Below are 12,963 nucleotides of genomic sequence, written 5' to 3'. Positions count from 1 at the left end.
CCGATCAAGCGGATGTGAGGGCGCGTCCCTCGCATTCTGCGCGATCTGCGATAGGTTGATGGTCTCTCAACACAGGAGTTCTTCCATGATCCGGTCCACCGTCCTCGCCTGCACAGCCGCCGCCCTTTTGGCACTGCCCGCATTTGCCGCCGATATGGTCAACAAAGTAAGCCCGTATAGTGTCTCGACCACGATGGACCGGCTGGAAGCTGCTGTGGAGGCCGCAGGTGCGACAGTTTTCGCCCGTGTGGATCACGCCGCTGGTGCCGAGAAGGTCGATATGGAGTTGCGCCCCACCGAGCTTTTAATCTTTGGTAATCCCAAGCTGGGCACGCCTGCGATGCAGGACGCGCAAACCGCCGGACTTGATCTGCCGCTGCGGGTGCTCAGCTATGCCGACGGCGAAGGTGTCGTGCATGTCAGCTATCACGCGCCCGCCAGCCTTGTTGCGGACCACGGCCTTCCGGCCGATGCAAAATATATCCAGATGATGACCGGCGCGCTGGACAAGCTGACGTCGAAAGCCATTGCCGAGGATTAGAACCAACGCACCAGTTTAGCGCGCGAGTGGCGGGGCGTCACTTATCCTTTGGGGGATCGCCCCGCTCCCGGTCTTCATCGCTCAGATCAGCCCACCACGCTGCATAGATTGAATTTCGGGGGTGCTTGCCGCCCTCGTCAGGACTGCCATCTCGCCACCAGACAGGTCCGCGCTCTCCCAACTCCCTCTTGGTCGCATCGACCTTGTCCCGGGCCGCGCGGGTCGCTGTCTCGGACTCAGCTTGGAATACCGCCCTGCGTGCCTGCATCAAGGCTTTAACCGCCGCGCGACGTGTACTGTCGTCTAGCGACGGATCGGTACAGCGCCACAGCCGCCCCTTGGACACAAAGAAATGCCCGTCCGGCGTGCGCGGATAATCCTTGCCCCTGCTCACGCTTCTTCGGACTGCTGACGGTGCCACAACTGGGCGTAACGCCCTTCCTGCGCCAAGAGCGCGTCATGGGTGCCCTGTTCGACGATCTCGCCTTTTTCCAGCACGACAATCCGGTCCGCGTCAGCAATTGTGCTGAGCCTGTGTGCAATTGTCAGCACTGTCCGCCCTTGCCCTGCGCGCATCAAGGCGTCCTGAATCTCGTGCTCCGTTTCGCTATCAAGCGCCGAGGTCGCCTCGTCCAGCAACAGGATCGGGGGGTCTTTCAGCAGGGTGCGGGCGATGCCCACGCGTTGCTTTTCGCCACCCGACAGCTTCAAGCCACGCTCGCCCACGGTGGTGTCGTAGCCGTCGGGCAGGCTTAGGATAAAGTCGTGGATCTGCGCATCTTTTGCTGCGGCCTCGACCTCTGCCTGGGTGGCCCCATCGCGCCCATAGGCGATGTTGTACCCGATGGTGTCATTGAACAGCACCGTGTCCTGCGGCACGACACCAATCGCACGGTGCAGGCTGTTTTGCGTGACGTCCCGCACATCTTGCCCATCGATCTTAAGCGCGCCATTGTTCACGTCATAGAACCGGAACAACAGCCGCCCGATGGTGGACTTGCCAGATCCGGTCGATCCGACTATCGCCACGGTCTGCCCCGGTGCGGCCTCAAGCGAGACACCCCGAAGGATGCGCCGCTCACTATCATAGCCGAATTGCACATCCTCCAGGGTAACGCGCCCGCCGGTGACATTCAGGGCGGGTGCACCGGGTTTGTCCGAAATCTCGGCAGGTTGTTCCAACAGGCCAAACATCTGGCCCATATCGACCAGCGCCTGCCTGATCTCGCGATAGACCGTGCCCAGAAAGTTCAGCGGCACGGTGATCTGCACCATATAGGCGTTCACCATGACAAAATCGCCTACCGTGAGTGTGCCATTCTGCACGCCGATGGCGGCCATGATCATGACCGCCACCAGTCCTGCCGTAATGATCAGCGACTGCCCGAAGTTCAGAAAGGCGAGCGAGACGCTGGTCTTGATCGCGGCATCCTCGTAGCCCGCCATCGCTCCATCATAGCGCTGCGCTTCACGGGCCTCGGCACCGAAGTATTTGACGGTCTCGTAGTTCAGCAGGCTGTCCACCGCTTTTTGGTTCGCATCGGTATCGGCAGCGTTCATCTGGCGCCGCTGGCGCACGCGCCATTCGGTGACCGAAAAGGTGAACCAGACATAAAGCCCGATGGTGACAGCCACGACCAGCAGATAAGTCCAGTCAAACAGATAGGTCAGCACCGCGCCGATCATCAGCAATTCCAGAATCAGCGGGCCAATGTTGAACAGCAGGAAGCGCAGGAGGAATTCCACACCTTTGACTCCGCGCTCGATGATCCGGCTGAGCCCGCCGGTCTTGCGGGTGATGTGGTAGCGCATCGAGAGCTTGTGGATGTGCTGGAATGTCTCAAGCGCCAGCATCCGCAGCGCGCGTTGGCCCACGCGCGCAAATATTGCATCGCGCAATTGCTGGAACCCCACGGTCATCAGTCGTGCCATACCGTAAGCGACCGTCAGCCCAATCGCGCCCAAGGCAACCATCGGCACGCCCTCGCCCGCCAGTGCGTCCACCGCATCGCGGTAAAAGAGCGGTGTGGCGACCGAGATCAACTTGGATACAAAGAGCGCGATCATTGCCCAGACAACGCGCCGTTTGACCCAAGGCATGTCCGCCGGCCAAAGATAGGGGGCCACTTTGCGTAGAACCAGAAGGCCGGACTGGCCCTCGTCCACATTCTTAGGGTCCGGGTCCGGCGACTTTTGCGGGCCTGTCTTGCGGGGGAATTTTTTGGTGTTTGCAGTTTGGCTCGTATCAGCGGGCATTCAAGTTCCAGTCTCTTTGCCTGCTACATAGCCCCGCGACGTGGCGGTTGCCAGTCACGGCGCGGAATTAGCCGTAATGCCCTTAGCAACATTAGTCCGGCAGATCGAAAATCTGGCCGGGATAGATCAGGTCCGGATCGCGAATGGAGGAGGCATTGGCCTCGAACACCCGCACGTAAAGCTCTCCATCGCCATAGCGTTCGCGTGCAATCGCCCAGAGCGTCGCGCCTTTTTGCACAGTAATCGCCTTGACCGGCCCGCTTTGGGCAGCGGTGGCATCGGCCAGCACCTGAGCATCTTCGCGCTTGAACGGGGTCTCAACGCGGCTGGTCACAGTCCCCTGCGAAGAAACTTCGTCGACGCGCAGCGTATAGATGCCTTCGTCCACGTCAGGCAATTCCCCTCGCCAGCGGCCTGCGGCATCCACTGCGAGGTTCACAACAGGCGCATTGTCGAGATAAACGCGCACCGATGCGGTATCGCTTTGCGCACGTCCGGCCAGCTGAACCTCACCCGCGCCGGAATAGCTGATGGTGTCGATGGCGACATTCGTCATGGCTTGGGGGCTTGGGGTGTTCAATAACTCCACGCCATCCTCAGTGGACTTGAGCACGGCAACTGCTTGCGGCGCCTGAGCGGCGGGAGCCGGAGTGGCCGTGGGGGCGACAGGTGTCGGTACGGGTGCAGGGTCAACCACTGGCGTCTCGACAGCCGCGATTTTTGCAACGGGTGCTGAGGGTTCGGCCAATGGCGCGGGGTCTATTTTCGGGGGTGACTCCTGAAGCACTTCAGATGCGGCAACCTCCGACGTCAAGTTTTCAGACGGGTCCGCCACTGTCGATTGGGTGTCTCCGGATTGTGCGGCAATCTGGTCGGGCACCTTATCCGGAACGGGGGCCTTTTCGGCAGTTTCCTCCTCCGGCAAAGCGGCGGGCGCAGGTTCAATGGCCGTTCGCGGCGCAAGGATGATTTCGTCCTGCGATATGGCCTGCGTCCCGTTGAGGGTCTGTGACAGGCTCAGCACATGCCCTTCGCCATCCGGCGGAATGATCGCGAGCGTGGCGAATTTGCCGTTCGGGTCTGCGGTGGATTGGGCCACCTCAACGCCATTTTGCATTACACTGACCGCAGATCCCGGAGTTGCGCGACCTGCGATGACGGTCATGCCATCCGCCTCGCGGCGCACTTCGTCAAAGGCCGGGGCAGTTGGTGAATTAGTATTCGCAGTCTCGGATGTATCCGCTTCGCGCGGTGCCTCTTCGATTTCCGCCGTTGGATCGCTGCTTGGCATCTTCAAAGCGACTTGCTGTTCCACATCCTCAACCGAGGGGCGTTGCTGTATCCAGATGCCCGCACCGACCAATACCAGACAGACGATGCCGGCCGCAAAGGCACCTGCCCCACCGTTGAGCCGTGCAAACATGTTTCGCATCATCGTTCTATCCCAAAAGGTTGAGCCTTTTTAGCAAGCAGTCTAACAGGGGTCAAAATGCCACTGGTCCCACCAAGGCACACTTTCACAAGAAAGGCGACAGAATGACGCGAAAATCGGTATGTGTATTCTGTGGGTCACGGCCCGGCAACGATCCGACATTTACCCGCGATGCCGAAACGCTGGGCACGGGATTGGCAGAGGACGGGTACCGGTTGGTCTATGGCGCGGGTGATGTTGGGCTGATGGGCAGTGTGGCGCGATCGGCACAGGCGGCGGGCGGTGAAACCTTTGGCGTGATCCCACAGCATTTGGTCGATTGGGAAGTGGGAAAGACCGATCTGACCAGCTATGTGGTGACCGAAACCATGCACGAGCGCAAAAAGGTCATGTTCATGAATTGCGACGCAGTACTTGTCTTGCCGGGCGGTGCGGGGTCGCTGGATGAACTGTTCGAAGTCTTGACCTGGCGCCAGCTTGGGCTACACAAAAAGCCGGTGCTGGTGATCAATACGAACGGCTATTGGGATAAACTGGGTGATCTATTGCAGCATGTCGTCGCCAGCGGGTTTGCGGGCGACGACATATTGGGTTTTGTAAGTTTTGTCAGGGATGCTAAGGCGGCGCTATCGGCGCTCGACACTGCGCTCAGTTAACGGACGGTTTCTCCCTCGTCACGCGGCGGCCAGTTCGGCAGCGACAATTTTTTCTATCTCGTCAACAGGGTGGTTCGTCAGTGTCTTTGGCACTTCGCCGATGACCTTGGTAGAAACTTCCTGATGCATTTCGTTACGCAATTCGCCCAATGTCTTTGGCGGTGCAACGATGACCAGTTTTTCGAACGCGCCCTGATGCGCTTTCTTATAAAGAATCTCAGCAAGCTCTGCTGCGAACCTTTCCTTTGAAAGCTGGTGCCAGTCCGTATCGTCTACGGCAGAACGGTGCACACTTGGGCCATCATTGAACCGCCCACGGCGATTTGCAGCTTGCTCTCTGTTCGGCGGGTTTTCCTGTTCTTCCTCGCGGAATACGTCGAGATATGGGTCTTCGCCGTCTGTGACGTTCTGCAAAAAAAGCGCCTTCTCACCGTCAGCGATCAGCACCCATGTTCCGTTGGTCAGATGGGTCATGCGTCTTCTCCATGGTTGCGTTTGTCTGAGCCGGTTACGCGCGTTACACCAGCGGGCATCTCTTCCGCGCGCTTTTCTTCGTTTTGGGTGGCGATGTCTCTTTGCAAATTGCCTTGAGCGCGGCCTTGCTGGCTGACTGCGATTTGGTCATCGCTCTCTTTGACGACCTTTGCGCCCTCTTTGTCGGCTGCATCTCTCTTCGTCATAATGTCCTCCTCATGTCTTGCTGTTGATGACAAAACCCTTCCGGAAGGTCGCAGGTTCCAAACAAAAACCCCGCGAAGCCGAAGCTTGCGGGGTTTCCAGTAGGTGCCAGAATAGCACGCTGCCTATCGCGGTTACATGCGCGAGGCGACGTTTTCCCAGTCCACAAGGTTGTCAAGGAAGTTCGACAGGTAGTCGGGACGCGCGTTGCGGAAGTCGATGTAATAGGAATGCTCCCATACATCACAGCCCAGCAAAGCGGTCTGGCCGAAGCACACAGGGTTCACGCCGTTTTCGGTCTTGGTGACCTTCAGGCCGCCGTCCGTGTCCTTGACCAGCCAAGCCCAACCGGAGCCGAACTGACCGGCACCTGCCGCCTTGAATTCGTCCTTGAATTTGTCGACGGAGCCAAAGCTTTCGGTGATCGCCTTTTCCAGCTCGCCGGGCATGGCGCTGTCATTCGGACCCATCATCTCCCAGAACTGATTGTGATTCCACAGCTGGCTAATGTTGTTGAAAATGCCCGACTGCGCCACAGCATTCGCGTCATACGTACCCTTGATGATCTCTTCGAGAGACTTGCCTTCCCACTCTGTGCCCTCAATCGCCTTGTTGCCATTGGTGACATAAGCGTTGTGATGCTTGTCGTGATGGTACTCCAGCGTCTCGGCGCTCATGCCTTTGGCGGCAAGGGCGTCGTGGGCATAGGGAAGATCGGGAAGTGAAAAAGCCATTGTTGGGCCTCCTTGATGTTAAAGTATCATTTCTTATCAAATGAAGCACGCGCCAGCCCTTAGTCAAGGCTGCGCCTTGGGAAACATCACCACAGGATCAACAGGCACCAGACGCTTTATGCAGGTTCGGACCACTACGGATTTGCCGCAAGCCTCAGGTACTGAAGGTATCATCAACAGTCTGTCGGATACCTTTGACATGCTGCAATTCTGCAAGACCGAAGAGAATAAGTAAAACACCGAAGAGCGTTTTAAACTGCATGATGATCATGAGCAGGAAAATGCCAGCATTTTCAAAATGCGTCAGGCCGACGGCGTGCCGGACGCTGGCTGCCAGAAAAAGCGCTCCAAGAACAATCCCGGCACAACCATAGATCGTGTGGTTTCTTGTTGCCTTTGGCGTCGATTGCTCACCGGCCGGTCCTTCTGAACCAGAGGTTGCGGGTCTGACACCGACTGCGCCCTTCAAAGGAGGCTCGATCCGTTCGCGGCGCGGCGACGGAAGCGGGTTGTCGCCCGAGTTGCGCAGATGGCCTCCGATCATCGCCAGGATCACCAGCAGAAAGAGTACCGGGATGCGCAGAAACATTCCACCCAGAAAAAAGGCCCAAATCGCCCCTTCGTTCCCCAGAAACGCGGCACCACCCAGCCAGATGATCGAGAGAACGGTCGCGCCAACCAGCGCGAGTATAAGTGTTCCAAAGGCTTTGCGCATCTTATTGTCTCCTCGCCCCACCCCTTCGGTAGACAAGCACAGAACACCTCGAATGCGGCCGTACCAAGACCAACTGCGGGAAAGTCAGCGGCGGAAGTAACCCACTTCGGATCTGCTTTGCGCCGCCATGCCCAAAAGATCGTACATATATCGCGCAACGGACCGGAAGCAGATGACCTGCACCACATCAGGTTCAGGCATCCAAAAGGCCGCAGGCACCTGCGCAAAACGAGTGCGGCGGAACATGCCGGGCGTGAAGGCATCGGGATGCATATCCACTGGCGCAACCTTAGCGATAACTTCGCGTGCATGTGCACCACGGACCCGAAACATTGCGCGGGCATCGGACACATTCACCGCGAGTGTGTGTTGACCCGACAGCTTCTTGTTCAATGCCGCCAGACGGTCGTGAACATCGCCGTAGGCGCATAGGATCAACAGTTCATCCGGCGACATCCAGGCCATCGCGTGATTGCCTTCGCTGCCAATGCGACCCTGTTCCGGCATGGTCACACCACTCGCGGCCACCGCTGCTTTGATCACTGGCTTAGCAGACAGATCACCACGCAGGGTGATCATGCCCGTCGGGCCGACCTCGCTGATCGACGCAAACCCACCCGTGTTCTTCAAGCCTTTCAAGGCGGTTACAGGATCAGACATTCTGCTTGCTCCCTTCCTTGTCATAAAACACCGGGTCCACGATTTTGGCCTCGTAGATCTTGCCATCGGTGCCCGGGAATCTGAGCACTTCGCCCATGCGGTCAGGAGCGTTCAGCACAAGCCCCATGGCAATGCCGCGATCGAGGGTCGGAGAATGGTAGGTTGAGGTGACGCGACCGATCATGTTCTGCTGGCCGTTGGCATTGGTCCCCTCGCCCGTTGCATAGGCCCCGTCCGGCAGCGTGGATCCGTCTACAGTCTCAAGCCCCACAAGCTTCCAGCGCGAAGGATCGGTCATATGGGACCGCGCCTGTGCGCGCTTGCCCAGATAATCCTCTTTCTTTTTCGAGATCGCCCAGTTCAAGCCCAGATCCTGCGGGATCACGGTGCCGTCGGTTTCGTCCCCGATCATGATGAATCCTTTCTCAGCGCGCAGGATGTGCAAACATTCGGTGCCGTATGGCATCGCGCCCAGATCAGCGCCTACGGCCAAGAGCGAATCCCACAGTGCCTGCCCGTGGCCTGCGTCGATGGCAATCTCGTATGAAAGCTCGCCCGAGAAAGAGATCCGAAAGATACGGACCTTGAAGCCACCCAAGGTGCCATCCGCCCAGTCCATGAACCCCAGCGCCTCTTTTGACAGGTCCATGCCGCCCAAACGCTCCAACGCGGTGCGGGCATTCGGACCGACCACAGCGATTTGCGCGTATTGCTCTGTCACGTTCGCCACATAGACGTTCCAGTCCCACCATTCGGTCTGCAGCCATTCTTCCATGTGGGCATGAATGCTTTCCGCGCCGCCGGTGGTGGTGTGACACAGCCATGTATCCTCGTCGATCCGGGCAACAACACCGTCGTCGATCAGGAAACCGTTCTCCGAACACATAAGGCCATAGCGGCATTTGCCGGGCTTCAGCGTGGACATCATGTTGGTGTACATCATGTCCAGAAACTTGCCCGCATCGGGGCCTTTGACGATGATTTTGCCAAGGGTCGACGCGTCCAGCAAACCTAGTTTTTCGCGAGTGTTCTTTACTTCACGCATTACTGCATCGTGAGTGCTTTCCAGTCCCCGCGTGAAGGCGTAGGGCCGACGCCATCGGCCAACAGGTTCAAACACCGCGCCATTGGCCTCGTGCCAGTCCTGCATCGGTGTGCGGCGGATGGGCTGAAAGATGTCGCCCCGCGCCTCGCCGCCAATCGCGCCAAGCGATATGGGTTGATAAGGCGGGCGGAAAGTGGTGGTGCCCACAGTTGGAATATCCGCGTCCAACGCCCCCGCCAGTGTGGCCAGCCCGTTGATGTTGCTTAGCTTGCCCTGATCGGTCGCCATACCAAGCGTGGTATACCGCTTTGCATGTTCGACACTGACAAAGCCTTCTTGCGCGGCAAGCCGGACGTCGGACACCTTGACGTCATTCTGATAGTCCAGCCATGTCTTTTCGCGCAGTTTGACGCTTGCCCCCTGTGGCATCATCCAGACGGGGGCCATCGGGCTTTCCTCGCGCCGCTCAGCGATGGGAGACGTCACATCCTTGGGCAGTTTCATATCGAGACTGGTGATCACCCCTTCGGCCGCAGCATGGGCGTCATGCAGCACATCATCCAGCGCAAACATACCCGATGCCGCCCCTGCCGGGGTCACAAAACCCATGCCATCGGAGCCCTTGGGCGGATTATCCACATCGGGGCTAAAGCAGGCATGAGCGGTGTCCCAGCGCAGTTTGCCCCCGCAGTGCGACCACAGATGCACCACCGGGGACCAGCCGCCCGACATGGCCACTGCATCGCATTGGATTTCTTCCAGTACGGCACCTTCGCCGGCTTGGGCGCAAATGCTGACGCCGGTCACGCGCTTGCCGCCCTTGACGGTTGCAATGGCGTGGCCCATCAGTACACGAATGCCCAGCGCCTTGGCCCGTTCGATCAACCCGAGATCGCTGGGCAAGACCCGCGCATCAAGGATCACCGGCACATCGAGGCCTGCATGTTTCAGCGCAATTGCCGTCAGATAGGCGTTGTCATTGTTCGTCACAACGACCGTGCGGTCGCCCACGGATACGCCATAGTTGACCACATAGTCGCGCACTGCCGAGGCCAGCATCACTCCCGGGATATCGTTACCGGCAAAGCTGAGCGGACGCTCGATCGCACCCGTCGCGGTGATGATTTGTGCGGCGCGGATACGCCACAGGCGATGACGCGGACCTGCTGCTTCAGGTGCATGGTCGGTCAATCGTTCGTAGCCCAGCGCGTACCCGTGATCGTAGACGCCCGCCCCCATTGTACGCAGACGCATCTCTACATTGTCCATGGACCGCAGCGCGTTGAGGGTTTCTTTCACATAGTCATCCACGGGGGCACCATCGATCCGGCCCCCGTCCACCGGCGCACGCCCGCCCCAATGATCGGTCTGCTCGAGCAGGATCACCCGCGCACCGGCTTTGCCTGCGGTCAGCGCGGCTTGCATCCCGGCAACCCCGCCGCCGACGATTAATACATCACAAAAGGTGTAGAAGTGTTCGTAGGTGTCCACATCCCGCGCCTTCGGCGCTTTGCCAAGACCCGCAGAGGCGCGGATGATCGGCTCATAGACATGTTCCCAAAAGCTGCGCGGATACATAAACATTTTGTAGTAAAAGCCCGCAGGCAGAAACCGGCTGAGCTGTGCATTAATGGCCCCCACATCGAATTCCAGGCTGGGCCAGTGGTTCTGGCTGCTGGCTTCCAACCCCTCGAACAGCTCGGTCGTGGTGACGCGCTGGTTCGGCTCGAACCGGCCTTCGGACCCTAGGTTGACCAGCCCGTTCGGTTCTTCCGCCCCCGATGCCACAACCCCGCGCGGGCGGTGATATTTGAAAGAGCGGCCCATCAGCATCTGGTCGTTGGCGAGCAAAGCGGAGGCGAGCGTATCGCCCTTGTAGCCACGCAGCTGTTTACCGTTGAAGGTGAAGGAGACCGGGGCAGCTTTGTCGATCAGTCGGCCGGGGGTGGCGAGGCGTGTGCTCATGTGTGCGACCTATGGTGTGGGTGGTTGGTGCGGACGGTATGTCGGGGCATTGCTTTCCCGATAAACAAAGATGCGGCACAAGGCGCGTTTGACTGCAGGGAAAGGCAGCGTCTTGTGACACCTTTTGAAAGTGAAGACCCTTTGGCCAAAAAGAGAAAGGGGGTCACTTTGGTGCCTCTGTGGCGTTCCAGTCTGGGCGACGGTTTTCGATGTGGTTGATGATCTCTTTCGGCGGTTCGGTGGTCTGGGCGGAATAGCTGCCGAAGATTTCCAGGGTCGTGGTGCAACGCGCCACATGGAACCACTTGCCGCAGCCGTACTGGTGCCGCCAACGCTCGAAGTGTACGCCCTTGGGGTTTTTGCGCATGAAAAGGTAGGATTCGAAATCGTCTTCGGAGGACCCGGGGCCGAAGCGTTTCAGATGCGCCTCGCCGTGGGCGTGGAACTCGGTTTCTTCCGCCGTGACGCCGCAGTTAGGACAATGGATCGTTAGCATGTCGCAAATTCCGTTCGTGAATGTGGGACGGATCGCGCAAAGCAATGGCTGCCCCTCGTCAGAAGAGCAGCCACATCGGTGTTGCTACCTAGATATACGCTGCGCTTAGTCAGCGACAGCTTCGGCACCCGAAGATGCGGCACCTTCAACGGCGTCCGCTGCGCCTTCGACGGCATCGCCTGCACCTTCGATTGTGACGTTGACGTCATCGGCTGCGCCGTCGGACGTGTCCGCCCCGTTGCCGAAGACGACGTAGGCAAGGATGCCGACGATGACCACAAGAGCCCCGACGATAAATCCCATGCTTGCGCCACCCGAGGTCGTTGTGGTGGTCGTGGTGTTACGTTCAGATACGGTACGGTCTGGATGTTCCATTTTGCATTCCCTTCTATTTCAGGTTCTGCACAGGAAACATCCGGACCTCTATAAAGGTTCCCTAAGCCCGCAGCGGTGTTGTGAAGTGGCAACATCAGTGGGCCACCCCCGCAGCCACGCTTTCATCAATGAAACGGCCTTCGGTAAACCGCTCCAGCCCGAAGGCATCGGTCAGTGGCGAGCGGCCTTTGGCCATCAGTTCCGCCATGGCCCAACCTGAACCAGGTATCGCCTTGAAGCCGCCGGTGCCCCAACCGCAGTTGATAAAGATATTTTCGACAGGTGTTTTTGACAGGATCGGCGAGCGGTCGCCTGTCACATCCACGATGCCGCCCCATTGGCGCAGCATCTTGAGGCGCGAGAGCATCGGGAAGGTCTCGACCAGCGCCCTGACCGTTTCCTCGATATGATGGAATGATCCGCGCTGGGTGTAGTTGTTGTACCCGTCGGTGCCACCGCCGATGACCATCTCGCCCTTGTCTGATTGCGACAAATAGCCGTGCACTGTGTTGGCCATCACGACGACGTCCATACAGGGTTTGATCGGTTCTGATACCAGCGCCTGAAGCGCTACGGATTCGATGGGCAGACGGAAGCCTGCCATATCGGCCAAATGGCCGGAGTGGCCCGCGACCACCATACCCAGTTTGTCGCAGCCGATGTCGCCCCGGCTGGTGCTGACGCCGACAACTTTGCCGCCTTCCTGTCGGATGCCCGTCACTTCGCATTTCTGGATCACGTCCATGCCCATGTCGGAGCATGCTCGCGCATAGCCCCAGGCGACCGCATCATGCCGCGCTGTGCCGCCGCGTGCTTGCCACAGGCCACCCAGTACCGGATAGCTCGGCCCGTCGATGTCCATGATCGGGCAGAGTTCCTTGACGCGGGCGGCGTCGATGAATTCGGTCTGCACGCCTTGCAGCGCATTGGCATGCGCCGTGCGCTTGTAGCCGCGCACCTCGTGTTCGGTTTGCGCCAGCATGATCACACCGCGTGGGCTGAACATCACGTTATAGTTCAGATCCTGGCTCATCGTTTCGTAGAGGGATCGGGATTTTTCATAGATCGCCGCAGACGGGTCCTGAAGGTAGTTCGAGCGGATGATCGTCGTGTTGCGGCCCGTGTTGCCACCGCCCAACCAGCCTTTCTCCAAAATCGCGACATTGGTGATGCCAAAATTCTTGCCGAGGTAGTAGGCCGTGGCCAAGCCGTGCCCCCCTGCCCCGATGATGATCACGTCATACTTTGCCTTCGGTTGCGCATCGCGCCAGGCGCGGTTCCAGCCGGTGTGATGGCGCATCGCTTCGCGGGCGACGGCAAAGACAGAGTATTTCTTCATATCACAGATCCTTGGCAGAGACAGAAGGCGGCTGGCGCAGTCCGCTTGGCTGATACCCCTGTTCTGACGGG

The 12,963-nt window shown here is 59.0% G+C and carries 14 protein-coding genes; 2 read left to right on the top strand and 12 right to left on the bottom strand.

Annotated elements, in window-relative coordinates; all coding sequences use genetic code 11:
* Positions 1 to 85: 85 nt before the first annotated feature.
* Positions 86 to 541 carry a DUF302 domain-containing protein gene (locus tag Z945_RS0113015; protein ID WP_025052550.1) on the top strand — a complete coding sequence of 152 codons (456 nt, stop codon included), beginning with the start codon at positions 86 to 88 and terminating at the stop codon, positions 539 to 541.
* 37 nt (positions 542 to 578) lie between these two features.
* Here the strand turns inward: Z945_RS0113015 and Z945_RS0113010 are convergent, their stop codons facing one another.
* The 3 genes from Z945_RS0113010 to Z945_RS0113000 form a co-directional block, all read right to left on the bottom strand.
* Complete coding sequence (locus tag Z945_RS0113010) at positions 579 to 935, bottom strand: hypothetical protein (RefSeq protein ID WP_025052549.1); 357 nt, start codon at positions 933 to 935, stop codon at positions 579 to 581.
* On the bottom strand, positions 932 to 2,797 hold the full coding sequence (locus tag Z945_RS0113005; RefSeq protein ID WP_025052548.1) for an ABCB family ABC transporter ATP-binding protein/permease: 1,866 nt from the start codon (positions 2,795 to 2,797) through the stop codon (positions 932 to 934). Before Z945_RS0113005 ends, Z945_RS0113010 begins: the two co-directional genes overlap by 4 nt.
* Before the next feature lie 91 nt (positions 2,798 to 2,888).
* Positions 2,889 to 4,232, bottom strand: a complete 1,344-nt coding sequence (locus tag Z945_RS0113000; protein WP_025052547.1) for a LysM peptidoglycan-binding domain-containing protein — start codon at positions 4,230 to 4,232, stop codon at positions 2,889 to 2,891.
* 101 nt (positions 4,233 to 4,333) lie between these two features.
* Between Z945_RS0113000 and Z945_RS0112995 the strand changes: the two genes are divergently transcribed.
* Positions 4,334 to 4,885 (top strand): LOG family protein, encoded by a 552-nt coding sequence (locus Z945_RS0112995; RefSeq protein ID WP_025052546.1) that lies wholly within the window; start codon positions 4,334 to 4,336, stop codon positions 4,883 to 4,885.
* An 18-nt stretch (positions 4,886 to 4,903) separates the two neighbouring features.
* Here the strand turns inward: Z945_RS0112995 and Z945_RS0112990 are convergent, their stop codons facing one another.
* From Z945_RS0112990 to Z945_RS0112950, 9 genes are all read right to left on the bottom strand, one after another.
* Positions 4,904 to 5,359, bottom strand: a complete 456-nt coding sequence (locus tag Z945_RS0112990; protein WP_025052545.1) for a host attachment family protein — start codon at positions 5,357 to 5,359, stop codon at positions 4,904 to 4,906.
* Positions 5,356 to 5,565, bottom strand: coding sequence for a hypothetical protein (locus tag Z945_RS0112985; RefSeq protein WP_025052544.1), 210 nt, complete (start codon positions 5,563 to 5,565; stop codon positions 5,356 to 5,358). Before Z945_RS0112985 ends, Z945_RS0112990 begins: the two co-directional genes overlap by 4 nt.
* Before the next feature lie 132 nt (positions 5,566 to 5,697).
* Positions 5,698 to 6,297 (bottom strand): superoxide dismutase, encoded by a 600-nt coding sequence (locus Z945_RS0112980; protein WP_025052543.1) that lies wholly within the window; start codon positions 6,295 to 6,297, stop codon positions 5,698 to 5,700.
* Between the two features lie 154 nt (positions 6,298 to 6,451).
* Positions 6,452 to 7,012 carry a hypothetical protein gene (locus Z945_RS0112975; protein WP_025052542.1) on the bottom strand — a complete coding sequence of 187 codons (561 nt, stop codon included), beginning with the start codon at positions 7,010 to 7,012 and terminating at the stop codon, positions 6,452 to 6,454.
* Positions 7,013 to 7,096: 84 nt separating this feature from the next.
* Positions 7,097 to 7,672 carry a sarcosine oxidase subunit gamma gene (locus tag Z945_RS0112970; RefSeq protein WP_025052541.1) on the bottom strand — a complete coding sequence of 192 codons (576 nt, stop codon included), beginning with the start codon at positions 7,670 to 7,672 and terminating at the stop codon, positions 7,097 to 7,099.
* The gene (locus tag Z945_RS0112965; RefSeq protein ID WP_025052540.1) at positions 7,665 to 10,682 is read right to left on the bottom strand and encodes a sarcosine oxidase subunit alpha family protein; all 3,018 of its coding nucleotides are present in this window, start codon (positions 10,680 to 10,682) and stop codon (positions 7,665 to 7,667) included. Before Z945_RS0112965 ends, Z945_RS0112970 begins: the two co-directional genes overlap by 8 nt.
* A gap of 163 nt (positions 10,683 to 10,845) precedes the next feature.
* Positions 10,846 to 11,178: a sarcosine oxidase subunit delta gene (locus tag Z945_RS0112960; protein ID WP_025052539.1), complete on the bottom strand. Its 333-nt coding sequence runs from the start codon at positions 11,176 to 11,178 to the stop codon at positions 10,846 to 10,848.
* A 105-nt stretch (positions 11,179 to 11,283) separates the two neighbouring features.
* Entirely contained in the window at positions 11,284 to 11,553 is a 270-nt protein-coding gene (locus tag Z945_RS0112955) for a hypothetical protein (RefSeq protein WP_025052538.1), read from the bottom strand.
* A gap of 94 nt (positions 11,554 to 11,647) precedes the next feature.
* Complete coding sequence (locus Z945_RS0112950; protein ID WP_025052537.1) at positions 11,648 to 12,892, bottom strand: sarcosine oxidase subunit beta family protein; 1,245 nt, start codon at positions 12,890 to 12,892, stop codon at positions 11,648 to 11,650.
* Positions 12,893 to 12,963 lie beyond the last annotated feature (71 nt).

It is taken from the genome of Sulfitobacter noctilucae (assembly GCF_000622365.1).
GTDB classification, from domain to species: Bacteria; Pseudomonadota; Alphaproteobacteria; order Rhodobacterales; family Rhodobacteraceae; genus Sulfitobacter; species Sulfitobacter noctilucae.
This window is presented reverse-complemented; position numbering and strand designations above follow the sequence as displayed.